Origin of the sequence: Candidatus Pelagadaptatus aseana, assembly GCF_040362265.1 — a bacterium.
GTDB lineage: Bacteria > Pseudomonadota > Gammaproteobacteria > Pseudomonadales > Cellvibrionaceae > Pelagadaptatus > Pelagadaptatus aseana.
Genome location: NZ_BAABNJ010000005.1, coordinates 246,022 through 272,592, shown reverse-complemented (window position 1 = coordinate 272,592; position 26,571 = coordinate 246,022). Strand labels below are relative to the sequence as shown.

Genomic DNA, 26,571 nt, shown 5'->3' with positions numbered 1-26,571 from the left:
TTATTTAATCAAACCGTCACTAAGAATCTTGGGCGTAATAAAGATCAGTAACTCACTCTTTTCTTCGTCGCGAATATCCTTGCGGAACAGGCGGCCGACATAGGGCAAATCACCTAGGAAAGGCACCTTCTGCTCGCCCTCGATAATCTCGGTCTCAAAAATACCGCCAAGCACGACAGTTTGACCATCACCCACCAGAACCTGAGTATCCAGTTCGGTCACATCAATCGCAGGAATATTACCCACCATAATGGCGCTTACAGTATCTTTGTTGATGGACACATCCATAATGATGTGATCATCAGGTGTAATCTGAGGGGTTACACGCAACTCCAAAACCGCCTCTTTAAAAGCTGTAGTAGTAGCGCCACTGGCGGAAGCTTCTTCATAAGGGATCTCGGTACCAGACTGAATGTGCGCTTCCTGCTTGTCACCCGTAATCACCTTAGGCTGAGAGACAATTTCACCTAGGCCATTTTCTTGCAGCGCACTTAGCTCAATACCCAACAACACGTTATCTGTGATGATATTCCAGGCAATAGAACCAAAAGCATCCTCAACCCCTAGATCCACCAGATTGGACGCATCAATATCGCGTTCATCATCACTGATTCCGTCACCATCGCCATCGCGGAACAGTACTTCAGGGCCATCAGCACCATCAGTACCATTGACGATACCCGCAAAAGAACCAGACACTTCCTGCTTGCCACCGCGGGTTTCAGTGTAGTAATCGCCAGACACACGAACACCCAACTCTTTCTTAAAGTCAGTGGTCGCAATCACGATACGCGCTTCAATCATCACCTGACGAATTGGGATATCAATTTGCTCAACCAGATTGCGAAACTCCATAATCTTTTCCGCGGTATCTGTCAGGATAATTGAGTTGGTACGTTCATCAACAATGGCGCTGCCGCGCTCGGACAGAATACTCTGAGTAGCATTGCCGTCTTCGTCTTCTTCGTCCTCATCAACACTAAACAGATCAAACAACTCTCGGGCATTGGCATATCGCACCCGAATATATTCGGTTTGCAGCGGCGCCAACTCTTCAAGCTGCTTTTTGGTTTCAATTTCTTGTCGCTCACGCTCAGCAATTTCAGCAGCCGGGGCCACCATCAAAACATTACCCACCTGACGCTTATCCAGTCCTTTGGTTTTCAATACCAGTTCCAGAGCCTGATCCCAGGGAACATTATCCAAACGCAAAGTAATACTACCGGTCACCGTATCACTGGCCACCAGATTCAGCTCGGTAAAGTCAGCAATCAACTGCAACACTGAACGGACTTCAATATTTTGAAAATTCAATGACAGCTTTTCACCCACATAGGAGAACTTAGATTTACGCTGTTGAACCTCCTCTTCGGTCATTGGCTTAATACTGACCACATACTGATTATCAGCCTGATAGGCGAGGTAGTCGTAGTCACCGTATGACTTGATTTCAAAGACCGCTTTGGAGCCATCCTGATCGGCGCGAATCATATTCACAGGCGTAGCAAAATCCACTACATCAAGATTGCGACGCAGTTTCTCAGGCAATTCAACGCCATCAAAGGAAACCACAACATTATCGCCGCGCTTTTCGACATCAACATCCACGGTCGGATTGGTCAAACCGATAAGTATTTTACCCTCACCTTCTTCACCACGACGAAAATCGACATTATCAATAGCCGCAGCACCAGCCACCGAAGCACCAGATGATGCTGACTGCACTGAAGGCGCACTAGCCGTCACTGCAGCAGCACCAACAACCGACGAACCAACTTCTACGACCAAACTATTGCCATCAGTACGCATTACATAAGGATCAAGCTCCAGCAAATTCAGGACCAGACGGGTCCGGCCACCAGAACTCAGAATCACCGCCGACCGGGCATTCTCGAACGACAGAGGGTATTTCTTTTCGGGCAGCGCGTTATCAACTGCTGGAAAATCCAAAACGATGCGCGCGGGCTGCTCAATGGTATATCCAGCCGGCTCAGCGGGCAGAGAATCAAAGTCCAGACGTATTTCAAAACGATCACCGGGCAATTCGGCAAAACCGATATCTTGAAGCACACTCGCATGCAGGCCGCCACTGACAACGGAGAACAAAAAGCCCGCCGCTATGACTGCGCTGGTTTTCAGCGTTTTTAGAGGTTGCAGACTCAACATGGTGCTATTCCTTTTCTACAATTTGCATGGACTTGGGCCTTTCCACCCAGCCGTTTTTGCCATCAGAGACAATTTCAATTAGATCAACACTGATTTTCGAGGTGGACACAATACGGCCGTGGTTGCGACCCATAAAATTGCCCTCTTTAACCCGGTGGATACCGCCTTCACCATCATCAATCAGAGCCCACAAAATACCCGAGCGTTCCAGAGTGCCGACCATGGCAAGACTCGCCAGATTGAACTCTTCCAAATATTCACGCTCACGATTTAAATCTGGCTCTACATTTTCACCCGTCTGAAAAATCAATTCCTGCTGTTCATAGACAGGCTGATCAAACGGGCTACGTAATGTCATGGCCCCGTATGAAAAACTCTTATAGGGCACAAAAGGGGGTAATGGCTTGATCTGGCCAACCGGACGGCGTTTGGTTTCTTCGATATAGTCCACCAAATCCTGATGTTTGCCACCGCCACCACAACCAGCAAGCAATGAACCCAGAAGCAGGAGCGCCAGAAGCTTTAGATTACAACTATGCATCATTCATCTCCCTCTTCTTCCTGACTTTTATAGCGATAGGTTTTTGCCAGAATTGTCATATCCAACAACCCGTCACTTTCTTCAGAGGCTTTAATGTCGTAATCGTGCAGAGTCACAATTCGAGGCATACCTGCCACCCCGCTCACGAAGGACCCCATATCGTGATAAGTACCAGTAACATTAATCGAGATGGGCAACTCGATATAAAACTCTGCGGTCACCTCGGGGCGCAAATCAATACTCTTGATGATCAGGCCACTTTCCGACCCCTTCTCATCAATATCCTCTAGCAAGCCTGGCACCTCTGTATCACTGGGTAACTGAGCCACCAGAGCACCAAAGGATTTCTCCATTTCTTTCATCTGCTCTCGATAAGCATCGAGGTTAGCCGCCTGAAACGCACGCCCCCGGAACGATTCTTTCAAGGTTCGCTCTTCTTTGACAATGCGATCGAGTTTCGCAGTAAGATCTTTCACAAAGAAAAAATACCCTGCGGCAATAATTGCCGCAGCAAGAGCAACACTCACAGCAATTTTTGCTGCAACAGGCCACACACCCATCCGGGACCAATCGATATCATTGATGTCGAAGTCGTTGAGCTGGTCAATTACATCTTGCAAGGCCATTACTCATCCTCCTCATCAATCATGTCCTTTGGCTTACTGGGCACGATCGTCAACTCGAACTGACTGGCCTGCTCACCAAGCTCAGGCGCAGCCTTGACCGAACTCAAATTAGGAGAAGCAAACCATTCTGACGCATCAACATTACGCATCAGTGCAGACACACGAACATTGGACTCGGTTACACCGCTCATTTTGATGCTGCCACCCTCTCTGACCAAGTCAGTCAGATAGACGCCTTCTGGCATAGAACGCACCAGTTCATCGAAATAACGAACAATTACCGGTCGCTCACCCTGCAGCCCCTGAATAACTTTCATCCGCTCAATCAACTGTCGCCGCCTCTCTTTCAGCTCTTTGATTTCGGCAACTTTCTTATCGAGCAAGGCTATTTCCTTCTCGAGCAACTGGTTGCGCGCCTGCTGATCGGCAATTTGGCCATTGATGGTATTAATCCAAAGGTAAGCAGCCAGTGCAGCAATAATGCCCACACCAACCAGAACCGTTATAAATTCCTGCTGTTTCTCTTTGCGATATTCATCGCGCCATGGAAGGAGGTTAATCTTAGCCATCAGTCAAAACTCCTCATGGCCAGGCCAGTAGCAATCATCAGGGACGGCGCATCATTAGCCAAAGCAGTAGCATTCACCCGAGAGGAGACAGACATATTGGAAAAGGGATTGGCTACCGTAGCCTGAGTCCCCAATCGAGATTCAATCAATTCGCAGAGGCCCTCCAGTGAGGCCACACCTCCAGCCAGCACAATATGATCTACGTCATTATATTGACTGGAAGAAAAGAAGAATTGCAGCGACCGAGTCACTTGCTGCACCACCACATCCTTAAAGGGCTCAAGCACCTCAGCCTCATAGTCATCGGGGAGACCACCCTGCTTCTTGGCCAGCCCCGCCTCTTCCATGGATAAACCGTAGCGACGCTGGATTTCCTCAGTCAACTGCTTGCCACCGAACAACTGCTCACGCATATAGACAGTTTTACCGCCCACCAACACGCTCAACGTGGTCATGGTTGCACCGATATCAACAACCGCAACCACCTGATCCTGCTGATCTTCAAACTGCTCAGCAATCAGACTGAAGGCCCGCTCCATGGTATAGGCTTCAACATCGACGACTTTTGGCGTCAGGCCACCCTGCTCCAAAGCACCCACACGCAAATCAACGTTTTCTCGACGGCAGGCTGCTAACAGAACATCGACCTGTTCAGGGTTATTTTCGGACTCCCCCTGAACCTCGAAGTCAATCGCCACTTCTTCCAGCGGGTAAGGAATGTATTGATCCGCCTCCAGAGAAATCTGGGTCTCGAGGGCATCGTCACTCAAGCCCGAAGGCATTTCGATGACCTTGGTAATCACCGCAGAACCCGCCACAGCCACCGCTGCGTCTTTTACCTTGGATTTGGATAATTGATAAGCACCCGCAATGGCTTCACCCACAGCGTCCGCTTCATTGATATTTTTTTCGACAACAGCATTCGGGGGTAAGGCTTTTACCGCACAACTTTCAACGCGATAGCGGTCTCCCTGTCGGCTGAGCTCGAGCAATTTGACCGAAGTGGAACTGATATCAAGTCCCAGCATCGGCTTGGATTTACGCTCCAAGAACCCCAAAATTCCCATTTCTTTTTCTATTTCCGTAACTTAGGTGCACTTCATGTTATAGCACTTTAACTAAAACCTGCAACTTGCAGCCCGTATGTAAACACAAAAAAAAACCTTATACTGTGAACCAGTTTTAGCCTGTGGCTCGTAAGCCATTAATTCAAAAGAAAAAATGACCTTGAAAACCCCAATTATCCGAATCCTGGCCTGGCTCACCCTCACCGCCATTTTTGGCGGCATAGCGGCCATGGCCAGCATCTACCTGTATCTCAGCCCCAAGCTCCCGCCTGTGGAATCATTGCGGCAAACTAAATTACAGACCCCTTTGCGCGTATTTTCCAGTGAGGGCTACCTTATTGGTGAATTTGGCGAAAAAAGACGCCGACCCATTGATTTTGAGAGTGCACCCGAAGACTTTATTAACGCCCTGCTGGCTGCGGAAGACGACGGTTTCTATCAACACAGCGGCGTTGACATTGCCGGACTGCTCAGAGCCGCCTCACAGCTTGTCACCTCCGGCCAGATACAGACAGGCGGCAGCACCATCACCATGCAGGTGGCGCGCAATTTTTTCCTGAGCCGCAAGCAGACATTTACCCGAAAATTCAATGAAATCCTGCTGGCGCTGCAAATTGAATCCGAGCTCAGCAAGGAGGAAATCCTCGAGCTCTACATAAACAAGATCTACCTCGGCAATCGCGCCTACGGCATTCAGTCCGCTGCCAAGGTCTACTACGGTAAAGACATCCGCGAACTCGACTTGGCCCAGCTGGCCATGATTGCCGGCTTGCCCAAAGCCCCGTCCACCTTCAACCCGATTGTGAATCCCGAGCGCGCACTGATTCGCCGCAACTGGATTTTGGGGCGCATGCTGTCACTGGGGATGATTGACGCCAGCCAGCACAACGACGCAGTAAAAGCCCCAGTCACTGCCAGCTTTCATGGCACCAAGTTTGATTTTAACGCTCCCTACATAGCCGAAATGGCCCGCCAGAAAGCCATTCAGTTGCTCGGAGAAGCAGCCTACACCGATGGCTATAAAGTCTTCACCAGCATCGATGCCAAGCTTCAGCAAACTGCCCAGACTGCAGTCATCAATGGCCTGCTGACCTACGACCAGCGTCACGGTTATCGCGGCCCCGAAGCCCAACTGCCTGAGCCACCTGCGATTGAATCGCCCGCCCCTGAAACTCAGACAATCAATGAGACGTCATTGCCTGCGGCCTTCCCACCAGATTGGCTGAAGACACTGCAGCGCACCCCCACTCTCGGCACTCTCACACCAGCCGTCGTGCTGACAACAACTGAAAAAACCGCCAGCGTACTGATGGCCGACGCAACCATTGTGGAACTGCAATGGGAAGACGGCTTCAACAGTGCACGCCCCTATATTGATGAGAACACGCGCGGGTCCGCACCCAAGACCATAACCGATGTGGTCGCCCGCGGAGACCTGATCCGCCTCGATACAAACGAAGACGGACGTTGGCAACTGTCCCAGATCCCAGCAGCTCAGGCCGCTCTGGTGGCAATCAACCCCAATAACGGCCAGATAAAATCACTGGTTGGCGGCTTTGACTTTCAACAGAGCCACTTTAACCGGGCCACTCAGGCCGAACGTCAACCGGGCTCGAACTTCAAGCCTTTCATTTACACCGCAGCTCTGGAGCACGGCTTCACCCCAGCCACCATCATCAACGATGCACCCATTGTGTTTAATGATGCCTCTCTGGAAGGCACCTGGCGCCCGGAAAATGCCAGCGGAAAATTCTTTGGTCCCACCCGCCTGCGTCAGGCTCTGTTCAAATCACGCAATCTGGTATCCATTCGGGTGCTGCGCAGCACCGGCATTCAGCCAACCATTGCCGGCATGGACCGGTTTGGCTTTGACGCCTCGCAACTGCCCAAAGACCTCTCCCTGGCGCTTGGCAGCCACGCCATGACGCCACTGAAAGTTGCCAGCGCTTACACCGTATTCGCCAACGGTGGCTATCAGATTGAACCCTATCTGGTAGAGCGCATAGTAACTAACGATGACAGCATCATTTATCAGGCCAACCCCTTACTAGTATGCAAAGAATGTGAAGAGGAAACCGCAATAGCAGCGGAGGAGAGCGACCCGAGTCTGTCGGATCTTGAAGCCGCTCTGGCCGCAGAATTCAACAGCGATGAGCAACAGCCTTCCGAGCCAGACCAGCCCCGCATCGCGCCACGAGTCATTGCCCCACAGGTTGCCTATCTCATCGATGACATGCTGCGCGACGTCATCAAGAAAGGCACAGGGCGTAAGGCCAAGCAGCTGGGACGCAATGATCTTGCCGGAAAGACCGGCACCACCAACGGCCCCAAGGATGCCTGGTTCTCAGGCTACAGCTCTCACATGGTAACCACCACCTGGCTCGGCTTTGATGAAAACTACAACCTCGGACGCCGCGAATACGGTGGCACCTCGGCACTGCCCATCTGGATTGAATATATGCGCGAAGCCCTCGCTGGAAAGCCGGAAGCAACCCGCGAACTCCCGGAAGGACTGATCAGCGTCCGCATTGATCCCGCCACCGGCAAGCGGGCCCACCCCAACACCCCCGATGCCATTTTCGAAACATTCCGCCTGGAAAATGTGCCGGAGTTTACGCAACAGCGAATAGAAATCGACAACCAACCGGCTGATGAAGCCCTGCCGGAAGACCTGTTTTAAATATCAAGACCGCCGAATTTGTTCCCTACAAATTTTCGGCATACACCCCGTCCATGGGGATAAAAAAATACCCGCACTTGGCGGGTATTTTTTGTTTTGGCTTGGTTCAGATGTCAGCCACAGAAACCAAAGGGTAATGCGCCGGATAAGGCAGCTTCGCTACACCGGTATCCACCGCTGCCTGAGCCACCGCCGCCGCAACAGCACCGAGCAAGCGCGGATCAGTGGGCTTGGGCAAAATATATTCACGACCAAAAGACAACTCCACACCGCCGTACCCTTCAATCACCTCGGCCGGCGCCTCTTCCTTGGCGAGATCCTTAATGGCGTTCACAGCAGCCAGCTTCATTTCCTGATTGATCGCGGTGGCGCGAACATCAAGAGTGCCGCGGAACAAAAACGGGAAACACAGAACGTTATTCACTTGATTGGGATAATCCGAGCGGCCTGTCGCCATAATCAGATCATCGCGGGTGGCATTTGCCAGCACAGGATTGATTTCCGGGTCCGGATTGGAGCAGGCAAAAACAACCGGTTTGGCAGCCATAGTTTGCAACTGCTCGGCACTCAACAGATTGGGGCCGGACAAACCAAGGAACGCATCCGCACCATCGATGGCATCGCTCAAGGTACGCGCATCGGTGGCGTTGGCAAACTCTTCTTTGTGAGGTGTCAAATGATCGCGCCCGGCATAGATCACCCCTTTACTGTCCAGCATGGTGATATTTTCACGCTTGACCCCGGCACCGATCAACAAAGTACAGCAAGCATGCGCCGCCGCTCCGGCACCCAGACACACGATACGGGCGTCTTCGATGACCTTACCCTGGATTTCCAGCGCATTGAGCATTCCCGCTACGGTAACAATGGCAGTACCATGCTGGTCATCATGAAAGATCGGCACCTGACAGCGCTCAATCAATGCATTTTCAATCTCAAAGCACTCTGGCGCCTTAATGTCTTCCAGATTGATGCCACCCCAAGTGTCAGCAATGCGTTCCACAGTATCAATAAAAGCCGCAGGATTTTCCGCGTCCACTTCCACATCCACTGAATCGATACCAGCAAAGCGCTTAAACAGCAGGCTCTTACCTTCCATCACCGGCTTACTGGCCAGAGGCCCCAGATTACCCAAGCCCAAAATAGCACTACCGTCCGTGATGACCGCCACCATATTGCCTTTGGCGGTGTACTTGAAAGCATTTTCGGCGTCACGGGCAATTTCCCGGACCGGCTCTGCCACACCCGGACTGTAGGCCAGGGACAAATCTTCCTGGGTCTCAGCAGCGGTGGTCAGCTCGACGCCCAGCTTTCCCGGCTTGGGAAACGCATGGTAATCAAGAGCAGCTTTCTTGAATTCTTCAGACATGGTAAGTACTACCTAACTTTTTGGTTCGGGCGGGTCAATACAGAAAAGCCCTAACCCGGGTACGGAAAAAATGGGGCTGAAGGATACCGAACCAAAGCCCACCTCTCAAGCACTGTTTGACCAAGACGCCCAGAATTGCGCCACCATCAACCCAATCGGGTCAGTTCAGGGTGCCAGATCAATGGCCTGGCGGCTGGAAACAGTCATCAGAAATGCTTTAAAGCCTTTTTGACGCTGACCCGGGCTCAGCTGCCGTTGCACCAACCAACCCCTGACCCTGAGCTCGCGCCCAAGCCAGCGATCAGTATCTGCCGCAATATCTGGCGACAACCGCAACACCAGATGATCATCCAGCTCAACATAACTGTGACGTCCGGAGCGGCCCGCATCCACTCGGGTTATCTTGCCATGCAGCAACTGAAACCCGAGTGCCTCTGAAGACACGTCTCGAGCCCGTGTTGATCGCCAGGCCTCGCCTGCCCACAACCCTGCCTGACGCATCTGAGCGCCCCGCTCAAGAGACTTCATACACGCCACATGACCAACATCCGGCGCTTTCGCCACCCACATAGCAGCCCCTCGATCCACCAGCACAGAACCCAGACTAATGCCCCGATGATCCAGCAAATAACCCAGCTGCCGACCATGACGATCCTGATCACGATGTCCCGACAACAACCGCCATTGTCCATGAGCCAAGCTATCCACCACCAACTCTTTGGTTTCAGCCGCAAACAACTGAGCTGGACGACCATCGCGCGCCAATTCAGGGGTATTGATACCCAGCAGGCGCAGACGACGACCGTCCGCTAAGCGCACCGTATCGCCGTCGTAGACATGGGCAACCCGAACAACGGGTAAGTCCCCGAGCGGCCCGAGCCATCGACAGCCATGCTCCAGCTTTTGCCAATCCAGAGCATGGTCTGCACAAACCACAGGCGAAAAAAAAGCGCCGAGGAGAAAACTCCGCAGCGCTTTTTGCAAAAAGCGTTTGCTCAGCAACGGCTTATTTGCCGCCGATACGGCTGCCGAAACGCTTCTTGAAGCGATCAACACGACCACCGGTGGTGGCTTGCTTCTGCTTACCAGTGTAGAAAGGGTGGCACGCAGAACATACGTCCAGGTGAATAGCCTTGGCCATGGTAGAGCCAGTTTCGATAACGTTGCCACAGCTGCAAGTAGCAGTCATGGTGCCGTAATTAGGGTGGATATCAGCTTTCATTTTAAGTCGCCTTCAGTTTGTATTGTGTACCGCCACCCGATCTTGTGTCGGGCACCGCACACCGGTTAATCTAGCGCTCCAGAACACCACCAACGGCCGTGTCCCAAAATTAAGACGGGGCATACTACCAGAAACTTCCCCCAACGCAAGTAATTGCGCACTTTTCAACTGATTTGCAGCCATTACAGCCAGGAACCCAACCCTCGACAACCATGTCCGCGCCCGAATTTATTCAAGTCGCTCTGCCAACGCCGCTGCGACGCACCTTTGATTATCGATTACCCTGCGATGACATTGCCACTGCGGCAAGCTTTTCACAGCAGCTTCCCGGGCGCAGGGTCGCGGTAGAATTCGGACGTCAAACACTGACCGGCATCATCGTATCGGTCAGCAACAATAGCCAATACCCTGCTGAGAAGGTCAAACCGGCACTGCAGATCCTCGACGACTCACCACTGCTGGACAAGAACAGTCTCGACTTCTATCACTGGGCTGCCAATTATTACCTGCACCCACTGGGTGAAGTCATCAGCGCCGCCCTGCCAGCAGCTCTGCGTCAGGGCGAGAGCGCAAACCTGCAAGCCAGCAACCACTGGCAACTGACCAAAACCGGGCAACAGCCCGCGGAAACCCATCTCAAACGCGCCCCAAAGCAGGCTCAGTTACTCGGTCAACTGCAAACACTACAGCACTGGAGTGACACGGAGCTGCGCCAACTGGCCATCCCGCCCGGGAAACTCAAACCCCTGCTGGAAAAGTCGCTGATCAGCCATCAGCTGCGCCACCCAAGTCAGGATCACGACCGTCCACTGCTGGCCCAACAACCGCTGACTCTGAACCCGGAACAGCAAGCCACCACGGATGCCATCGCCTGCACCGGCTTTAACGCACACCTGATTTTTGGCGCCACCGGCAGTGGCAAGACCGAAGTCTACCTGCAGGTACTGGAAAAAATTCTCACCGAAGGCAAACAGGCCCTGATACTGATTCCCGAAATTGGCCTGACACCGCAAACCATACAGCGTTTCCAAAACCGCTTTAACCGCACTATTGCGGTGATGCACTCCAACCTCAACGACACGGAGCGCAAACAAGCCTGGCTGATGGCAGCTAAAGGCATCGCCGACATTGTCATTGGCACCCGCTCGGCTGTTTTCACCCCCATGCCACGGCTGGGCGTGATCATGATCGATGAGGAGCACGACCCATCCTTCAAACAACAGGATGGCTTTCGCTACCATGCCCGGGATCTGGCCACCGTCAGAGCCCAGCGCGCACAGATCCCATTACTTCTGGGCAGCGCCACCCCCGCACTGGAATCGCTGCACAACGCTCGACAGGGGCGTTATCAACTGGCTCGCCTGACCCAGCGAGCCGGTGAGGCTAGCGCACCGGAAACCCAGATTATTGACCTGCGTGGCCAGGCTCTGCATAACGGCTTTTCACAGCAGCTGATCCAGCAACTGCAAAACACAACCGACGCTGGCGAGCAGGCTCTGGTATTCCTCAACCGGCGCGGTTATTCACCGGTCATGCTCTGTCACCACTGCGGCTGGCAGGCACAGTGTCCCCGCTGCGAAACCCGCTTGACCGTTCACCAACAACCTCCCCATCTGCATTGCCATCATTGCGACTATCAGCGCCCTGTCGCCCGACAATGCCCTGAATGCAACAGTCACGAACTTCACTACGTCGGCCAGGGCACCGAGCGCACCGAGCAGACCCTGCAACAATTGTTTCCCGACACTCCCGTGATTCGCGTCGATCGAGACTCAACCCGGCGTAAAAATGGCATGAGTGAGATTCTGCAGGACATTCAAACCGGCAACCCCTGTATTCTGGTAGGCACCCAGATGCTGGCCAAGGGGCATCACTTTCCCGATGTCACTCTGGTGGCGATCCTCGATGCCGATTCAGGGCTGTTCAGCACCGACTTTCGAGGCATAGAACGTTTCGGGCAATTGCTGCTTCAGGTTTCCGGGCGCGCCGGCAGGGCCGAAAAACCTGGCAAGGTACTGATTCAAACCCACCTCAGTGATCACCCACTGCTCAACCTGTTATTGCGACAGGGTTATGACCACTTTTCCCGAGAGATCCAGCGCGAAAGGCAGCTGGCCAAGTTGCCGCCATACCGGGCCATGGCCCTGCTGCGAAGCGAATCCAAGCGCGCCGACAATGCTCATCAACTGCTGTTGAGCGCCCGCCAATTCCTCGAACCTCTGGCCGGCCAAACCCCTGCCGTCACCCTGCTTGGCCCCCTGCCAGCCCCCATGGAAAAGCGCAACGACCGCTATCGCTTCCAGCTGCAACTGAGTTGCGATGACCGCAAAACCCGTCACTACCTATGCACTCAATTGCTGGAACACCTGGAGCATCAAACTCTGGCCCGCCGAGTGCGCTGGTCGCTGGACATCGATCCGCAGGAATTGAGTTGACGAAACTCGGCGCCACCGAATTGGAGTTAACAGGGGTCAACAGGTCGCGTACAATCCCCGACTTGCAATTGAAGACCATCGGACTCAGCACCTACGCGATCAAACCATGACCAAAGACTTTGCCAAAAAAAGTCGCGATACCGGCAACCGCAATACTCGCAACAGCAACCGCAAACCTGCCCCGCAACCGTCTCGTGTTCCCGGCTGGGTTTGGCTGTTCACCGGTGCGATCCTGGGCGCGTTTATCATGTTTTTGATGTACCTCTCTGGACTGGCCCCACAGCCAATCGAAAACACGCCAAGCAAAAACAGCAACAACACGGAGGCGGCATCGGGTAAGGATATGCCCAAACCCCGTTTCGACTTCTACAAAATGCTGAAAGAATCGGAAGTACCGGTAACCACCCCATCTACCCGACCCGATACTCAAAAGCCAACGGCGGCCACACCGGATAAGGAATACATTCTGCAAGCGGGCTCATTCCGCTCCGCCAGCGACGCCGATCGACTGCGCGCCGAATTGATCATGATGAATCTGGACGCTTATATTGAAACCAGCAAAATTCGTGACGACGAAATTTGGCATAGAGTCCTGACCGGACCCTACGACAGCCGCTCGAAAATGGCCAAAGCCCGAGGCATTCTGGTTTCCAATGACATTTCTCCGCTGCTGCTGACCCGGGCCAAATCGAACTAAACAGAAAGTCCGGCAGCAGCCTTGAAACCCCCGAAAACACCCCCATCTTTGGCTCTAACCCCTATTCACTGAGCAAGGATTTACCGTGGAACAATATCGAGGCACCACCATTTTGTCCGTGCGCCGTAACGGCAAAGTAGTTATTGGCGGCGACGGCCAGGTCTCCATGGGCAACACCGTAATGAAAGGCAATGCCCGCAAGGTCAGACGCCTCTACAACGACAAAGTACTGGCCGGTTTTGCCGGTGGCACGGCCGACGCCTTTACCCTGTTTGAGCGCTTCGAAGCCAAACTGGAAGCCCACAACGGCCAACTGGTACGCGCAGCCGTAGAACTGGCCAAAGACTGGCGCACCGATCGCGCCCTGCGTCGTCTGGAAGCGCTGCTGGCGGTCGCCAATGAGGAAGCCTCACTAATCATCACCGGCAACGGCGATGTGATTCAGCCGGAACAAGACATTATCGCCATTGGCTCGGGCGGCCCCTTTGCCCAATCCGCGGCCCGCGCCCTGTTTGAGAATACAGAAATGGAAGCCCAGGACATCGTTGCCAAAGGTCTGGGCATCGCCGGCGACATCTGCGTCTACACCAATCACAATCACATTATTGAAGAACTGGATTACGGCACCGACTGACCCCTCGAGCAACACCGCAGTCGACTCAATCAAGCCACCAGCACAGTTGGAAACCAAATCATCATGTCCAATATGACACCCCGCGAAATCGTACACGAACTCGACCGCCACATTGTCGGCCAGAGCGACGCCAAACGCGCCGTTGCCATTGCCCTGCGCAATCGCTGGCGCCGCATGCAACTGGAAGAAAACCTGCGCGCCGAAGTTACCCCGAAAAACATTTTGATGATCGGCCCCACCGGTGTCGGCAAAACCGAAATCGCCCGCCGTCTGGCGAAGCTGGCGAATGCCCCCTTTATGAAAGTGGAAGCCACCAAGTTTACTGAAGTGGGTTATGTTGGCCGCGACGTAGAATCCATCATCCGCGATCTGGTGGACATGTCGATCAAACTGCATCGCGAACAGGAAATGAAAAAGGTCGAGCATCGCGCCGCCGATGCCGCCGAAGAGCGCATTCTCGACGCCTTGCTGCCTCCGGCCCGTGGTGCTGATGGCTCCAGTGAACCCTCCGACTCCAGCACCCGCCAACTGTTCCGCAAAAAGCTGCGCGAGGGCGATCTGGACGACAAAGAAATCGAAATGGATCTGGCCGCTCCCACCATGGGGGTCGAAATCATGGCGCCTCCCGGCATGGAAGACATGACCAACCAGCTACAGAACATGTTCTCCTCGCTGGGTTCGGCCAAAACCAAAAAAACCAAACTGACGGTGAAACAGGCCCTGAAACAGGCCCGCGATGAAGAAGCCGCCAAGCTGGTCAATGAGGAAGAAATCAAAGCCGCCGCCATCAAGGCTGCCGAGGAAAACGGCATCGTCTTTATCGATGAAATCGACAAGGTTGCCAAGCGCAACGAAGGCAGCGGTGCCGACGTATCCCGTGAAGGCGTGCAGCGCGATCTGCTGCCGCTAATCGAAGGCTGCACCGTAAGCACCAAGCACGGCATGATCAAAACCGATCACATTTTGTTTATTGCCTCTGGCGCTTTCCATCTGGCCAAGCCTTCCGACCTGATTCCCGAACTGCAAGGTCGCCTGCCCATCCGCGTCGAACTGGAAGCCCTTACCCCGGAAGACTTCGAGCGCATCCTCACCGAGCCCAACGCCTCACTGACCGAACAACAAGTGGCACTGATGAAGACCGAAGGCACCGAGCTGAGCTTCAGCAAAGACGGCATCCGTCGCATTGCCGAGACCGCCTACGAAGTCAACGAGCGCACCGAGAACATTGGTGCCCGTCGCCTGCATACCGTGATGGAGCGCCTGCTGGAAGACATTTCCTTTGACGCCGGCAACGAAACCATCGAAATCGACGCCGCTTATGTCGACAAGCATCTGGGCGAACTGGCCAGCAACGAAGACCTCAGCCGCTACATTCTGTAACCGAGTCAAGCCATGACAGACACACCCGCGCCCAGCAAGATTCTGCTGCACAAGAAAAGCAAAATCCTGGAACTGCAATTCGGCACCGACAGCTACGAGCTCGACGCCGAATTCCTGCGGGTGCACTCTCCGTCCGCCGAAGTGCAGGGCCATGGCCCCGGTCAGGCCATTCTGCAATTCGGCAAAGCCATGGTCGCCATCGACAAGCTCGAGCCCACCGGCCACTATGGCATTCGCATCTACTTTGACGACGGGCACGACACGGGCATCTACAGCTGGGAGTATCTGCTGCATCTGGCCCGCAACCGCGAACAACTGGATCAGGCATACGAAAGCGCGCTGCACCGTGAGGGCAAGTCCAGACTGCCGCAGGCACAAGTCCTGCAATTTTCTCCCCCCTCCTGAGGCCCTGAGACTTAAAGCTTTCCCGAGAAAAGCCGCTAAACTGGCTATACTGTCTGCGGAGTAACACTCAGGAAAACTCTGGATGCCCAACCCCCTACCAAAAGATCAATACCTGTTTGCCAAGCTCGACACCGAGTTTCGCTTTGTCTACGTCAACCGCTTTTTTGCATTACTTTTTGGCGCGACCAGTCAACGCTTTACCGGCAAGCCCCTGCTCAATGACAACAACGCAGTTCGCCCGTTCTACATCTATGAAAGAGCCATTGACGAAGTCAAAAATCGGGGGTTTGCCACCTGCATAGTGCCGCATAAAGGCAGCCAAGGTCAGATCCTCTGGGGCTGTGTTGATCTCAGCCGGCGCTTTGGCGCCAGCGCCAATAGCGGCATGATCGGTTATGAGTTTGTCTCCTACCCGGCCTCACAAGCGGCCATCGACTTTTTTGATCCCATCTATCAGGAGCTGGCCCGTCTGGAACAGAGCAACCCAAGCGATCCCAGCTGCGCCCTGCACTATTTTGAAGAATCCATCGCCGCCACCGGAAAGCCTCACGATGAACTGGTCCATACTCTACAAAACGCATAGCCGCCAAATCAGCATTGCGCTGGTCACACTGCTGGCAATCTACGCGCAAATACGACTGCACTGGGACTGGGGCATTCTGGCACTGGCCATCATCCTGATCACCCAGCTGGTCTATGCCAACAAGCGCGCTCATAACATCGAAGATGTGCGTGAAGATATTGCCCAGCTTATCCACAAAATGGGCCAGGGGGATCTCGACAATCGCCTCCAGAAAGTCAGCCAGCAGGCCATTATTGAATCGCTCAACGCCTCTCTGGACCAGATTGAAATCACCTTCAAGGAGATCAACAAGGTGTTCGCCGCCGCCCTTCACGGCGAAATCCATCGCAAGCCCCTGCCGAAAAACTTTCAGGGCACCTTCGGCCGGGTACTTCAAAGAGTGGGAGAAACCGCGCACAAGGTGGCCGAAGGTGTGTTGCGCACCAAGCGCGACAAAATTACCGCCGACATTTCCGACCTCAGAACCGAGCGCCTGCTGACCCTGCTGCGAGCCAACCAGAAAGACCTGCGTTTTGTCACCAATGAGCTCGACAGCGTAGAAGCCGACACCCAGGAAGTGGTCTCCACGGCCTCCACCGGACGCCAGACAGCGCGAGAGGTGCTGCAACAGCTGGACGATCTGGAGCAGACTCTGGCCGCCATGGACAAGGACTCCAACACCCTCAACCAGCAGAGTCAGTCCATTGGTGAAATGGTCAACATGATCAGCCAGATTGCCGACCAGACCAACCTGCTGGCACTGAATGCCGCCATCGAGGCGGCGCGAGCCGGAGAGGCCGGCCGGGGATTTGCCGTAGTGGCCGACGAGGTGCGCAGCCTGGCAGAAAACACCAAGGGAGTGACCATCAAAATTGGCCAGGCCATGAGCCAGATCGCCAGCTCGGCCGGCTCCGTGGTTGAAGGCACAGCCCAAATGAATCAGGCCGCCCAGAACTTCTCAACCTCTTCACGCCAGTTTGCCGATAACTTTGAGAGCTTTGCCGACATTTCAGGCAAAATTTATCAGCGAGTCAGTTACGCCAAGATGCTCAACCGCTTTAATCTGATGAAACAGGATCTGATCATCTACCTGCAGAACGGCTATCGCCTGCTCGACGCCGGCCCGGATTGCGAAGAAGCCAAGGCCCTGCAAGTTCCGGTTGAGCAGACTGAGTTAGGGCTCTGGCTGAGCACCGACGGTCAAGAGGCCTATGGCCATCTGCCCTCCTTCAAGAACATTGAAGGCCCATACCATGCCATCCACCAGCGCTTTATGGACCTGATTGATCTGATCCGTGACCCCGACTGGCAACAGCACGAACACGCCCTGCTGGAAATGCTGGAACACTTTACCCAAGTTGAAAATCTGAGCGGCGAATTTGTCTCTAAGGTGGACGCCCTGATCGAGGAAAAAAACCGCTTTGAAGGCGTGCAAAGCAATGCACAGGTGGTTGAGTCTGACATTGAGTTATTTTAACCCCATAGATAATCTGACCCGCTGGTATTAGCGGCGGGTACGGGTACAATAACCGCCTCACAATTCAGGCGGTTACCCATGAACGACGATTCCAAAACCAATCAGCAATCCACCACCCATTTCGGCTTCCAGCAAGTTGCTGTTGAAGATAAAGCCGACAAGGTTGCCGACGTCTTCCACTCGGTCGCCGCCAAGTACGACATCATGAACGACCTGATGTCTGCAGGTATTCACCGGCTCTGGAAGCGCTTCACCATCGAAATTTCAGGTGTTCGAGCAGGCCACAAGGTACTGGACATTGCCGGCGGTACCGGGGATCTAAGCTACAAGTTCTCCCAGCTGGTGGGTAAAGACGGGCTGGTTGTGCTGTCGGACATCAACGACTCCATGCTCAAAGTCGGCCGCGACCGCCTTACTGATCGCGGTGTCGCCGGCAATCTGGTGGTCGCACAGGCGGACGCCCAGTATCTGCCCTTCCCGGACAACACCTTTGACTGCATCACCATCGCCTTTGGCCTGCGCAACGTCACCGACAAAGATCTGGCACTGCGCTCCATGCTGAGAGTACTGAAACCCGGTGGCCGCCTGCTGGTTCTGGAGTTTTCCAAGCCCCGCAGCTCGTTGCTCAACAAGGTCTATGACACCTACTCATTCAAGGTCCTGCCCATGATGGGCAAGCTGGTGGCCAACGATTCCGAAAGCTACAGCTATCTGGCCGAATCAATTCGGATGCACCCGGATCAGGACACCCTGAAGTCCATGATGCAAAATGCCGGATTCAGCAATGTCAGCTATCACGATATGACCGGCGGAATTGTGGCCCTGCACAAGGGCATCAAGCCCTGAACCCACGGAATAAATGATGCTCGACCCCACCCTGCTGGCAGCCGCCTCGGCGACACTGGAAACCGTCATCAATAAGGCTCTGGATTACGATCCAGCGACCCGACGTGCCCTGCGCCAACACACCGGTAAATCACTGGCCATCACCATTCGTGAACTGAATACCAGCCTCTGTTTCCATCTGGGCGATGAGATCATGGTTACCAATCAGAGCGAAGGGGCCACGGTGCGTCTGCAGGGTAGCCTGCCAGCCCTGATCAGACTGGCCGTCAGCAGTAGCACCAATCTGGCTGACAGCGACGTCGAAGTCTGGGGCAGTACGGCATTGCTGATCGACATAAAGCAACTGGCACGCAATATGGAAATTGACTGGGAAGAGGCCATCAACCAGTGGCTCGGCGACGTTGCCGGTCACCAATTGGCTGAAACCCTCAGGCGCCAACTGGGTTGGCTCAATGAACGCCGCAAGAGTACTGAGCGGTTGCTGCGCGAATTTCTCACTGAGGAATTGCGAGCCACCCCAAGCACCGCGGAACTGGAGAGCTTTAACAGCCAGGTCGATCAGCTCTACCTGAAGACCGATCGGCTTCAGGCCCGTGTGGAAAAATTGCGTCATCAACTGGCCGACAAGCTGGCAACTTCCGACTCAACTCAAAAACCTTCGCCATAGGAATCCCGCCCAGTGGTTGCATTGATTCGCTTTATCCAGATCACCTACGCTGCTTTGCGCTACCGCCTGGACCTGTTTATTCCGCGTGAACAGCTGCCGCGCAGCATCCGGATTCTGCTCAGCTTTACTTTACTGCTGCCCGAGCCCAAGCAATCCCGCGGGGAGCGCCTGAGATTGTTTCTCGAGACCCTTGGTCCGGTTTTTATCAAATTCGGCCAGCTGCTCTCGACCCGCCCGGACCTGATCGCCGCCGATCTGGTCGAGGAACTTGATCAACTGCAGGATAATGTGCCGCCCTTTGCCAGTGACGTCTGCCAACGCTTGATCGAAGCCGCTTTGAAGGCGCCTGTCGACGAACTGTTTGACGACTTTGACAGTCAGCCCCTGGCCTCAGCGTCAATCGCCCAGGTGCACACCGCCACACTCAAAGGCAATGGCAAGAAGGTCATTATCAAGGTGGTCAGGCCCAACATCGAAAAGACCATCGTCAAAGACATTGCCCTGATGTTGCTAATGGCTCGTCTGGTTGCCCGCTACAGTGTTGACGGCCGCCGCCTGCGCCCGGTCGAAGTGGTCGAAGAGTACCAGCACACCATTCTTGACGAACTCAACCTGCAGCGCGAAGCCGCCAATGCCTCACAACTGCGCCGCCACTTTGCCAACTCCGAGCTGCTTTACGTGCCCGAAGTGTACTGGGACTTCACCCGTCGCAATGTCATGGTAATGGAGCGCATCTATGGCATTCCGGTTACCAACATGGATGAATTGCGGGCCCAGAACACCAATATGAAGGTACTGGCTGAGCGCGGCGTTGAGATCTTTTTCACTCAGGTGTTCACCCACAATTTTTTTCATGCCGACATGCATCCGGGCAACATTTTTGTATCGCGCCAGAACCCGGATTCGCCACAATACATTGCCGTGGATTTTGCCATCGTGGGCTCACTCAGCCACTCCGATCAGTATTATATGGCGCGCAATCTGCTGGCCATTTTCCGCCGCGATTACCGACTGGTCGCCGAACTCCATGTTCAGAGTGGCTGGATTCCGGAAGACACCCCAATCCACGAATTTGAAACGGCGATACGCACAGTTTGCGAGCCGATCTTTGAAAAACCACTGAAAGACATTTCGTTCGGGCACATTGTCCTGACCCTGTTCCAAACCGCCCGACGCTTTGATATGCAGGTACAACCACAATTGGTACTCCTGCAAAAAACACTGCTCAACGTCGAAGGCCTGGGCCGACAGCTCTATCCTGAACTGGACTTATGGCAAACCGCCCACCCGTTTCTGGAGCAGTGGATACAGGATCGCTTCCACCCGAAAACCCTGTGGCAACAATTAAAGCGCTATGGTCCAGAGGTCATGGAGCAGATCCCACAAATGCCGCACAACCTGTTCGACACCCTCGATCAAGTCAAGCAACTGGGTGAACTGGCCCCTGAGCTGCAACAGGCCGCTCAAAAACTGCAAACCAAAGACAGCCGCCCCAAATACTATCGTCTGGCACTGGGTCTGATTGCCGCCAGTGCCGCGGTGTTAACCGCAGGCCCAATGTCAGCGGAGATGACACTGGGCAGCATCCCCGCCCCCAGCTGGGGCTTCGGACTGGTCGCACTCTGGGCCCTGCTGGGACGCTAAAAACTGCCCAACAAGCCCAATGACACCATCAGACAACTCCCCTAAAATATTGAGTTATGCAAAACACTGATTTTTTGAACGCCATTAAGTGGACAGACGACGGTCTGGTACCCGCTATCGCACAGGATGCCGAGACTGGTCGTATACTGATGATGGCCTGGATGAACCGGGAATCCCTGTCACTGACTGCAGAACAGGGTTATGCCATCTACTGGTCCCGTTCGCGCCAACAGCTCTGGCGCAAAGGCGAAAGTTCAGGCAATACCCAGCTGATCAGGGAGATCCAGCTGGACTGTGATGCCGATGTGCTTATCCTGAAAGTAGAACAACAGGGCGGCATCGCCTGCCATACAGGTCGCCAGTCCTGCTTTTATCGGGTATTGAAAGACGGTGAATGGCAGACTGCAGAGCCGGTTTTAAAAGACCCAAAAGAGATGTATTCATGAGCGACGTACTGAGACAATTGGACTGCATTCTGGCGCAGCGCAAAAATAACGCCGACAGCGATAAATCCTACGTGGCCAGCCTACACCAGAAGGGTCTCAATAAGATTCTGGAAAAGGTGGGCGAAGAAGCCTTTGAGACGGTTCTCGCCGCTCGTGATGCCGAATCCGATGGCGACACCAAAAACCTGATTTATGAAACCGCCGATCTCTGGTTTCACTCACTGGTAATGCTGTCGCATCTGGGTGAAGATTCACAGGCGGTTCTCAATGAACTGGCCCGACGTTTTGATATGTCCGGCCTCGAAGAAAAAGCATCACGCAATAAATAAACATTTGCATACTAACGGAGATTCCCATGGGCATTGGCGGCATTAGCATCTGGCAACTACTGATTATTCTGGTCATCGTATTTATGCTGTTCGGTACCAAAAAGCTGCGCAATCTGGGTGGCGATCTGGGCGGTGCCATCAAGGGCTTCAAAAAAGCCATGGATGACGACAGCGCCGAGAACAAGGTTGAAGACCAAAGCCAGCAAGACACCAACAGTGAGAAAGTCATTGAAGGTGAAGCTGAAAAAGTCGATAAAAAGTAAGTGCGTTAAGCCGTGTTTGATATCGGTTTTTTTGAGCTGCTGGTCGTCGGCGTGGTCGGACTGTTGGTGATTGGGCCCGAGCGACTGCCCGAGACTGTGCGCACCATCGCGCTGTGGTGGGGTCGTCTCAAGCGCGGTATCCAAAACACTCGAACCGAGATCGAACAACAGATTGGTGCCGACGATATTCGTCGTCAACTTCACAACGAAGAAGTCATGCGTCGCCTCGAAGAATCACAGGAAAGCATCAAGCGCACCATGTCGGAGAATGTGGCAGAAATCAATCAGGCCATCGAAGAAAGCAAGAGCGCGCTGGAGCCCTTAAATGAACCTCTGAGCGAATCGCTGAAACCATCCGACCATTCATCTGAAGACAATCAAACCCGCGGCGCGCCCGCCGATCAGAATCGTTAACATGAGCCAACCCGAAACCGACCAGGATATGCCTCTGGTTCAACACCTGATTGAAATGCGCGACAGATTGCTGCGCTCACTGCTGGTGGTTCTGGTGATTTTCTGTGGCCTGTTTTATTTTGCCAACGATATCTACACCTACGTCTCGGCGCCACTCCACAGTCTGTTACCAGAAAACAGCTCAATGATTGCCACCGACGTGGCTTCACCGTTTCTGACGCCCTTCAAGCTGACATTTTTTCTGGCACTGTTTGCCGCCATGCCCTTTGTGCTGTATCAGATTTGGGGGTTTATTTCACCGGCGCTCTACAGTAACGAAAAACGCCTGGCGATACCGATTTTAATTTCCAGCATAGTGCTTTTCTATGCGGGCATGGCCTTCGCATACTACGTGGTCTTCCCGATTATTTTCAAATTTTTCACCTCGGTTGGCCCTGAAGGGGTCACAGTCATGACCGACATCAGCAGCTATCTCAATTTTGTTTTAAAGCTGTTTTTTGCCTTTGGTCTGGCGTTTGAAATCCCCATCGTCACCATCATTCTGATTGCCACCGGCGTCACTGATGCCAACAAGCTCGCCACCAAGCGCCCCTATGTGATCGTATGCTGTTTTGTTTTGGGGATGCTGTTAACTCCGCCAGACGTCATCTCACAATCGCTGTTGGCCCTGCCCATGTGGATGCTGTTTGAGATCGGCATCCTGTTTGGCCGTCTGATCAGTAAGTCAGAGGACGCCAGAGAAGCCTAACCTTGCCCTCCTTAACCCAAAGTTAAGACACATTCTCACACCTCGCGCACACATCATTTTTTTCGCTTTGCCACGACAATAATCCTGTACTCAACGAATACAGGAGACTCACCATGAGCAAGCAATTTTCCGATGCCATTCTGGCATCCACTTCAGAGTTTTTGCTCCGTGTATCCGCCGGCCCTTTTGCTTTCGGCTTCGCTGACGATCAGTTTGACGACACCCCAGCGCGCCATGGCAACGAACCGGCCAAGGCAGCCCAGCCGCCTTCAAAGGCAAGCGGCAAGTATCGCGAAGCCTCTTGAGGCTGCGCCGTCTGGCAGTCACAGGTAAACCGACTTCCCCCCGATTGCCAGACCTTTTCATTCATCCTGTGATGTTGGATAGGTCTGGCTTTTTTAAACGCATATATGCCAAGGAATTAATGGTTGGCCGAGAGGTCACAAGCCACCACAACCTTTGGCGATCTTATTGAATCAGGAGAAACCCCTATGAAGCCAACACCACTTAACAGAGCGTTTGTCTCCGCTTTTTTAATCAAAGGCAGCGACGCCACTCTGGCCGACGTTTCCGACAAAAAAATTGCCAATCACGGCTACACCATTGAGCGCTGTCGCCAAACCGGTAAATACAGCCTAAACACCGCACCGGCAGCCCGACCACGTAAGCGCAAGCCTGTGATTACCGAACAGGAAGCCAGAGAGATTGAAGCTGTATTTTACAATCCCTGATTTTCCAAAAACCGCAATGGATTGAGTAAAGCCGGCATGTCAATGCTGGCTTTTTTATTGTCTGAATGGCATCGGCAACACACATTGCCAATGGCTTCAGACACATCATTTTGCCCGCCGTTAACAGACACTGGTATCAGTAAAAAACCAAGAGGAAAATGATATGACCAACATTCCATCAATCAACCCAGACGTACCGCTCAGCAGTAAAGTGATTATCGGTTCTGGTGACGCAGCCAAGGAAAACGTTGCCAAAGAAGAAGGCCCAACACCGGAAGATATTAACGAGAGGGTCAGGAAGATCGAAGAGACACTGGAAAGTCGCAAAGCTGAAAACTCGGATCAGCAATCGCAAAAACGGGCAACCGTTTCAGAGACACATACGGCAATGCGACAGAAGGATTTGGTCGAGCTCTATATATCCCTGAGCTCTGGCACCGATGCACCCGACTCACAAACACTGGTGGTCACTGACAGTGACACAAGCCGTTTTGAAGAATTACTGGGTCAATTAAAAAGCGATCAGGATAGCTTTATGGAACACCTGCGCAACCTGATCGATCGGGATTACCGCAACCCGATCGAAGAGACGCCAACGCCCGAAGGTGTCAAAGGTACACTGCTCGATATTCAGGCATAAACACTGGCGCCAAAAAAAAGGCCGAAGCAAGCTTGCTTCGGCCTTTTCGATTACACCACTAGTCCAAGATTACTTGGCGGCGTTTTTAGCTCGCTTACGCTCGGTTTCGGTCAACAGCTTCTTACGCAGACGAATGCTTTCCGGGGTTACTTCCACCAGTTCATCGTCTTCAATAAATTCCAGCGCCTGCTCAAGGGTATGCTTGATCGGTGGCGTCAGGGTCAGCGCCTCATCGGTACCGGAAGCACGAACGTTGGTCAGCTGCTTACCTTTGGTGGGGTTAACCGCCAGATCGTTAGAGCGCGAATGAATACCGATGATCTGACCTTCATACACCTCGGCACCATGGCCCAAGAACAGACGACCACGATCCTGCAAGTTGAACAGGCCGTAGGACAGGGTCTTGCCCTTAACCATGCTCACCAGCACACCGTTGATGCGGCTAACCACCTCACCCACTTTGACCGGACCGTAGTGATCAAACACACTGGTCATGATGCCGGAACCGGAGGTCAGGGTCAGGAACAAACCACGGAAGCCGATCAGGCCGCGGGAAGGCGCCATAAACTCAAGACGAACACGGCCTTTACCATCCGGCTCCATATTGGTCATTTCGGCCTTACGCAGACCCAGCTCTTCCATAATGGAGCCCTGATGCTGCTCTTCCACATCGATAACAACCTGCTCGAACGGCTCCTGGATTTCGCCATCGATTTCACGCTGGACCACTTCCGGACGAGAAATGCTCATCTCAAAACCTTCGCGACGCATGGTTTCGATCAATACCGACAAGTGCAATTCACCACGACCGGAAACTACAAATTTATCCGGGGTGTCGCCCTCTTCAACACGCAGCGCAACGTTATGAATCAGCTCCTGCTCGAGACGATCCTTGATGTTGCGCGAGGTAACAAACTTGCCTTCTTTACCGGCAAACGGGGAATCGTTAACGATAAAGGTCATGCTCACGGTTGGCTCGTCAACGCTCAGTGGCGGCAGAGCTTCAACATTGTCCGGATCACACAGGGTGTCAGAGATGCTCAGGCCATCAATACCATTGATACAGACGATATCACCCGCAGTCGCCAGCTCCGTATCGATGCGCTCCAGCCCCAGATAGCCCTTAACGTTCAGAACCTTACCCTTGCGCTCTTTGCCATCGGCACTCTTCACCACTACCTGCTGGTTGGGCTTGAGGGTACCGCGGGTAATGCGGCCAATACCGATAACACCCACGTAGCTGTCGTAATCCAGCGCAGAAACCTGCATTTGGAAGGCACCTTCCGGATCAACTTCTGGTGCAGGTACTTTTTCGGTGATCATTTGATACAGCGGGGTCATGTCTTCAGCCATATCTTCCGGATCGTCACCGGCAATGCCGTTGATGGCAGAGGCGTAGATCACCGGGAAGTCCAGCTGTTCGTCGGTCGCACCCAGAGAATCAAACAGCTCAAATACCTGATCCATGACCCAATCAGGGCGAGCGCCCGGGCGGTCAATCTTGTTGATTACAACAATAGGCTTCAGACCCTGCTCAAAGGCCTTGGAAGTTACAAAGCGGGTTTGCGGCATGGGGCCATCAACGGCGTCCACCAGCAGCAGTACGGAATCCACCATGGAGAGTACGCGCTCTACCTCACCACCGAAGTCGGCGTGCCCCGGGGTGTCTACGATGTTGATGCGGTAGTCGTTCCAGCTAATGGCGGTATTTTTCGCCAGAATGGTAATGCCGCGCTCTTTTTCCTGATCGTTGGAATCCATGATGCGCTCGGCACCTTCGTCCTTGCGATCCAGAGTCCCTGACTGGCTCAAGAGTTTATCAACCAGGGTGGTTTTACCGTGGTCAACGTGGGCAATAATGGCAATATTTCGGAGTTTCTCGATCACAATCAGCGTCTCATTTTAAAAAATACGGGCGCAGCACGCCGCAAAGGGCGCGCATTATACCTGCACCCTCGCCGCGTTAAAACTAACGATTGTGAATATTTTTTGATCGATTCTGCAACTAAGCAG

28 protein-coding genes are annotated in these 26,571 nt (G+C 53.5%); 19 read left to right on the top strand and 9 right to left on the bottom strand.

Going from position 1 to position 26,571, the window contains the following annotated elements:
- From pilQ to ACPXV9_RS09915, 5 genes are read right to left on the bottom strand one after another with little or no spacing between them, the layout of a single operon-like run.
- The gene (gene pilQ / locus ACPXV9_RS09935) at positions 1–2,166 is read right to left on the bottom strand and encodes a type IV pilus secretin PilQ (RefSeq protein WP_423896404.1); all 2,166 of its coding nucleotides are present in this window, start codon (positions 2,164–2,166) and stop codon (positions 1–3) included.
- Between the two features lie 4 nt (positions 2,167–2,170).
- Positions 2,171–2,710 carry a pilus assembly protein PilP gene (locus tag ACPXV9_RS09930; protein ID WP_423896401.1) on the bottom strand — a complete coding sequence of 180 codons (540 nt, stop codon included), beginning with the start codon at positions 2,708–2,710 and terminating at the stop codon, positions 2,171–2,173.
- Positions 2,707–3,333 (bottom strand): type 4a pilus biogenesis protein PilO, encoded by a 627-nt coding sequence (locus tag ACPXV9_RS09925; protein ID WP_423896398.1) that lies wholly within the window; start codon positions 3,331–3,333, stop codon positions 2,707–2,709. The genes ACPXV9_RS09930 and ACPXV9_RS09925 overlap by 4 nt, the downstream gene beginning before the upstream one ends.
- Positions 3,333–3,902 (bottom strand): PilN domain-containing protein, encoded by a 570-nt coding sequence (locus ACPXV9_RS09920; protein ID WP_423896395.1) that lies wholly within the window; start codon positions 3,900–3,902, stop codon positions 3,333–3,335. The genes ACPXV9_RS09925 and ACPXV9_RS09920 overlap by 1 nt, the downstream gene beginning before the upstream one ends.
- Complete coding sequence (locus tag ACPXV9_RS09915) at positions 3,902–4,969, bottom strand: pilus assembly protein PilM (RefSeq protein ID WP_423896392.1); 1,068 nt, start codon at positions 4,967–4,969, stop codon at positions 3,902–3,904. Before ACPXV9_RS09915 ends, ACPXV9_RS09920 begins: the two co-directional genes overlap by 1 nt.
- Positions 4,970–5,123: 154 nt before the next feature.
- Here ACPXV9_RS09915 and ACPXV9_RS09910 point away from each other — a divergent pair, with 154 nt between their 5' ends.
- Entirely contained in the window at positions 5,124–7,649 is a 2,526-nt protein-coding gene (locus ACPXV9_RS09910) for a penicillin-binding protein 1A (RefSeq protein ID WP_423896390.1), read from the top strand.
- Positions 7,650–7,755: 106 nt separating this feature from the next.
- Here ACPXV9_RS09910 and ACPXV9_RS09905 read toward each other — a convergent pair whose 3' ends face one another.
- The 3 genes from ACPXV9_RS09905 to rpmE all read right to left on the bottom strand — a co-directional run bounded on the left by ACPXV9_RS09905 (position 7,756) and on the right by rpmE (position 10,240).
- Complete coding sequence (locus ACPXV9_RS09905) at positions 7,756–9,018, bottom strand: malic enzyme-like NAD(P)-binding protein (protein WP_423896387.1); 1,263 nt, start codon at positions 9,016–9,018, stop codon at positions 7,756–7,758.
- A 165-nt stretch (positions 9,019–9,183) separates the two neighbouring features.
- Positions 9,184–10,002: a thermonuclease family protein gene (locus tag ACPXV9_RS09900; protein WP_423896385.1), complete on the bottom strand. Its 819-nt coding sequence runs from the start codon at positions 10,000–10,002 to the stop codon at positions 9,184–9,186.
- A gap of 22 nt (positions 10,003–10,024) precedes the next feature.
- Positions 10,025–10,240 (bottom strand): 50S ribosomal protein L31, encoded by a 216-nt coding sequence (gene rpmE, locus ACPXV9_RS09895; RefSeq protein WP_423896383.1) that lies wholly within the window; start codon positions 10,238–10,240, stop codon positions 10,025–10,027.
- Between the two features lie 212 nt (positions 10,241–10,452).
- Between rpmE and ACPXV9_RS09890 the strand changes: the two genes are divergently transcribed.
- The 18 genes from ACPXV9_RS09890 to ACPXV9_RS09805 all read left to right on the top strand — a co-directional run bounded on the left by ACPXV9_RS09890 (position 10,453) and on the right by ACPXV9_RS09805 (position 24,558).
- Positions 10,453–12,675: a primosomal protein N' gene (locus ACPXV9_RS09890; protein ID WP_423896381.1), complete on the top strand. Its 2,223-nt coding sequence runs from the start codon at positions 10,453–10,455 to the stop codon at positions 12,673–12,675.
- Positions 12,676–12,781: 106 nt separating this feature from the next.
- Positions 12,782–13,372, top strand: a complete 591-nt coding sequence (locus tag ACPXV9_RS09885; protein WP_423896378.1) for an SPOR domain-containing protein — start codon at positions 12,782–12,784, stop codon at positions 13,370–13,372.
- A gap of 85 nt (positions 13,373–13,457) precedes the next feature.
- Positions 13,458–14,006, top strand: coding sequence for an ATP-dependent protease subunit HslV (hslV, locus tag ACPXV9_RS09880; RefSeq protein WP_423896375.1), 549 nt, complete (start codon positions 13,458–13,460; stop codon positions 14,004–14,006).
- 63 nt (positions 14,007–14,069) lie between these two features.
- Positions 14,070–15,386 (top strand): ATP-dependent protease ATPase subunit HslU, encoded by a 1,317-nt coding sequence (gene hslU, locus ACPXV9_RS09875; RefSeq protein ID WP_423896372.1) that lies wholly within the window; start codon positions 14,070–14,072, stop codon positions 15,384–15,386.
- A 12-nt stretch (positions 15,387–15,398) separates the two neighbouring features.
- Complete coding sequence (locus ACPXV9_RS09870) at positions 15,399–15,791, top strand: gamma-butyrobetaine hydroxylase-like domain-containing protein (protein WP_423896371.1); 393 nt, start codon at positions 15,399–15,401, stop codon at positions 15,789–15,791.
- Positions 15,792–15,873: 82 nt separating this feature from the next.
- On the top strand, positions 15,874–16,374 hold the full coding sequence (locus tag ACPXV9_RS09865; RefSeq protein ID WP_423896370.1) for a hypothetical protein: 501 nt from the start codon (positions 15,874–15,876) through the stop codon (positions 16,372–16,374).
- Positions 16,343–17,830: a methyl-accepting chemotaxis protein gene (locus ACPXV9_RS09860; RefSeq protein WP_423896368.1), complete on the top strand. Its 1,488-nt coding sequence runs from the start codon at positions 16,343–16,345 to the stop codon at positions 17,828–17,830. The genes ACPXV9_RS09865 and ACPXV9_RS09860 overlap by 32 nt, the downstream gene beginning before the upstream one ends.
- Before the next feature lie 78 nt (positions 17,831–17,908).
- The gene (gene ubiE, locus ACPXV9_RS09855; RefSeq protein ID WP_423896366.1) at positions 17,909–18,676 is read left to right on the top strand and encodes a bifunctional demethylmenaquinone methyltransferase/2-methoxy-6-polyprenyl-1,4-benzoquinol methylase UbiE; all 768 of its coding nucleotides are present in this window, start codon (positions 17,909–17,911) and stop codon (positions 18,674–18,676) included.
- 16 nt (positions 18,677–18,692) lie between these two features.
- The gene (locus tag ACPXV9_RS09850) at positions 18,693–19,343 is read left to right on the top strand and encodes a ubiquinone biosynthesis accessory factor UbiJ (RefSeq protein ID WP_423896363.1); all 651 of its coding nucleotides are present in this window, start codon (positions 18,693–18,695) and stop codon (positions 19,341–19,343) included.
- A 12-nt stretch (positions 19,344–19,355) separates the two neighbouring features.
- Positions 19,356–20,987 carry a ubiquinone biosynthesis regulatory protein kinase UbiB gene (gene ubiB / locus ACPXV9_RS09845; RefSeq protein WP_423896360.1) on the top strand — a complete coding sequence of 544 codons (1,632 nt, stop codon included), beginning with the start codon at positions 19,356–19,358 and terminating at the stop codon, positions 20,985–20,987.
- 56 nt (positions 20,988–21,043) lie between these two features.
- Positions 21,044–21,433: a phosphoribosyl-AMP cyclohydrolase gene (hisI, locus tag ACPXV9_RS09840; RefSeq protein WP_423896358.1), complete on the top strand. Its 390-nt coding sequence runs from the start codon at positions 21,044–21,046 to the stop codon at positions 21,431–21,433.
- Entirely contained in the window at positions 21,430–21,762 is a 333-nt protein-coding gene (locus tag ACPXV9_RS09835; protein ID WP_423896356.1) for a phosphoribosyl-ATP diphosphatase, read from the top strand. Before hisI ends, ACPXV9_RS09835 begins: the two co-directional genes overlap by 4 nt.
- A 26-nt stretch (positions 21,763–21,788) precedes the next feature.
- Positions 21,789–22,025, top strand: a complete 237-nt coding sequence (gene tatA / locus ACPXV9_RS09830) for a Sec-independent protein translocase subunit TatA (RefSeq protein WP_423896353.1) — start codon at positions 21,789–21,791, stop codon at positions 22,023–22,025.
- Between the two features lie 12 nt (positions 22,026–22,037).
- Positions 22,038–22,439 carry a Sec-independent protein translocase protein TatB gene (gene tatB, locus ACPXV9_RS09825; RefSeq protein ID WP_423896351.1) on the top strand — a complete coding sequence of 134 codons (402 nt, stop codon included), beginning with the start codon at positions 22,038–22,040 and terminating at the stop codon, positions 22,437–22,439.
- Between the two features lies 1 nt (position 22,440).
- Entirely contained in the window at positions 22,441–23,187 is a 747-nt protein-coding gene (tatC, locus tag ACPXV9_RS09820) for a twin-arginine translocase subunit TatC (RefSeq protein WP_423896348.1), read from the top strand.
- A gap of 113 nt (positions 23,188–23,300) precedes the next feature.
- Positions 23,301–23,492 (top strand): hypothetical protein, encoded by a 192-nt coding sequence (locus ACPXV9_RS09815; RefSeq protein ID WP_423896345.1) that lies wholly within the window; start codon positions 23,301–23,303, stop codon positions 23,490–23,492.
- A 186-nt stretch (positions 23,493–23,678) separates the two neighbouring features.
- On the top strand, positions 23,679–23,918 hold the full coding sequence (locus ACPXV9_RS09810; RefSeq protein ID WP_423896342.1) for a hypothetical protein: 240 nt from the start codon (positions 23,679–23,681) through the stop codon (positions 23,916–23,918).
- A 163-nt stretch (positions 23,919–24,081) separates the two neighbouring features.
- Positions 24,082–24,558: a hypothetical protein gene (locus ACPXV9_RS09805; RefSeq protein ID WP_423896340.1), complete on the top strand. Its 477-nt coding sequence runs from the start codon at positions 24,082–24,084 to the stop codon at positions 24,556–24,558.
- A 69-nt stretch (positions 24,559–24,627) separates the two neighbouring features.
- On the opposite strand, the gene typA is transcribed toward ACPXV9_RS09805, so the two are convergent.
- Entirely contained in the window at positions 24,628–26,445 is a 1,818-nt protein-coding gene (gene typA / locus ACPXV9_RS09800; protein WP_423896336.1) for a translational GTPase TypA, read from the bottom strand.
- Positions 26,446–26,571 lie beyond the last annotated feature (126 nt).

Coding starts and splice junctions, on each gene's coding strand:
- ACPXV9_RS09870 (WP_423896371.1), top strand. CDS start 15,399: ATGACAGACACACCCGCGCCCAGCAAGATTCTGCTGCACAAGAAAAGC.
- pilQ (WP_423896404.1), bottom strand. CDS start 2,166: ATGTTGAGTCTGCAACCTCTAAAAACGCTGAAAACCAGCGCAGTCATA.
- ACPXV9_RS09930 (WP_423896401.1), bottom strand. CDS start 2,710: ATGATGCATAGTTGTAATCTAAAGCTTCTGGCGCTCCTGCTTCTGGGT.
- ACPXV9_RS09890 (WP_423896381.1), top strand. CDS start 10,453: ATGTCCGCGCCCGAATTTATTCAAGTCGCTCTGCCAACGCCGCTGCGA.
- ACPXV9_RS09905 (WP_423896387.1), bottom strand. CDS start 9,018: ATGTCTGAAGAATTCAAGAAAGCTGCTCTTGATTACCATGCGTTTCCC.
- ACPXV9_RS09885 (WP_423896378.1), top strand. CDS start 12,782: ATGACCAAAGACTTTGCCAAAAAAAGTCGCGATACCGGCAACCGCAAT.
- ACPXV9_RS09815 (WP_423896345.1), top strand. CDS start 23,301: ATGAGCAAGCAATTTTCCGATGCCATTCTGGCATCCACTTCAGAGTTT.
- ACPXV9_RS09860 (WP_423896368.1), top strand. CDS start 16,343: ATGAACTGGTCCATACTCTACAAAACGCATAGCCGCCAAATCAGCATT.
- ACPXV9_RS09915 (WP_423896392.1), bottom strand. CDS start 4,969: ATGGGAATTTTGGGGTTCTTGGAGCGTAAATCCAAGCCGATGCTGGGA.
- ACPXV9_RS09910 (WP_423896390.1), top strand. CDS start 5,124: ATGACCTTGAAAACCCCAATTATCCGAATCCTGGCCTGGCTCACCCTC.
- tatC (WP_423896348.1), top strand. CDS start 22,441: ATGAGCCAACCCGAAACCGACCAGGATATGCCTCTGGTTCAACACCTG.
- ACPXV9_RS09865 (WP_423896370.1), top strand. CDS start 15,874: ATGCCCAACCCCCTACCAAAAGATCAATACCTGTTTGCCAAGCTCGAC.
- ACPXV9_RS09920 (WP_423896395.1), bottom strand. CDS start 3,902: ATGGCTAAGATTAACCTCCTTCCATGGCGCGATGAATATCGCAAAGAG.
- ACPXV9_RS09925 (WP_423896398.1), bottom strand. CDS start 3,333: ATGGCCTTGCAAGATGTAATTGACCAGCTCAACGACTTCGACATCAAT.
- tatA (WP_423896353.1), top strand. CDS start 21,789: ATGGGCATTGGCGGCATTAGCATCTGGCAACTACTGATTATTCTGGTC.
- rpmE (WP_423896383.1), bottom strand. CDS start 10,240: ATGAAAGCTGATATCCACCCTAATTACGGCACCATGACTGCTACTTGC.
- ACPXV9_RS09835 (WP_423896356.1), top strand. CDS start 21,430: ATGAGCGACGTACTGAGACAATTGGACTGCATTCTGGCGCAGCGCAAA.
- ubiE (WP_423896366.1), top strand. CDS start 17,909: ATGAACGACGATTCCAAAACCAATCAGCAATCCACCACCCATTTCGGC.
- hisI (WP_423896358.1), top strand. CDS start 21,044: ATGCAAAACACTGATTTTTTGAACGCCATTAAGTGGACAGACGACGGT.
- ACPXV9_RS09850 (WP_423896363.1), top strand. CDS start 18,693: ATGCTCGACCCCACCCTGCTGGCAGCCGCCTCGGCGACACTGGAAACC.
- hslU (WP_423896372.1), top strand. CDS start 14,070: ATGTCCAATATGACACCCCGCGAAATCGTACACGAACTCGACCGCCAC.
- ACPXV9_RS09810 (WP_423896342.1), top strand. CDS start 23,679: ATGAAGCCAACACCACTTAACAGAGCGTTTGTCTCCGCTTTTTTAATC.
- ACPXV9_RS09805 (WP_423896340.1), top strand. CDS start 24,082: ATGACCAACATTCCATCAATCAACCCAGACGTACCGCTCAGCAGTAAA.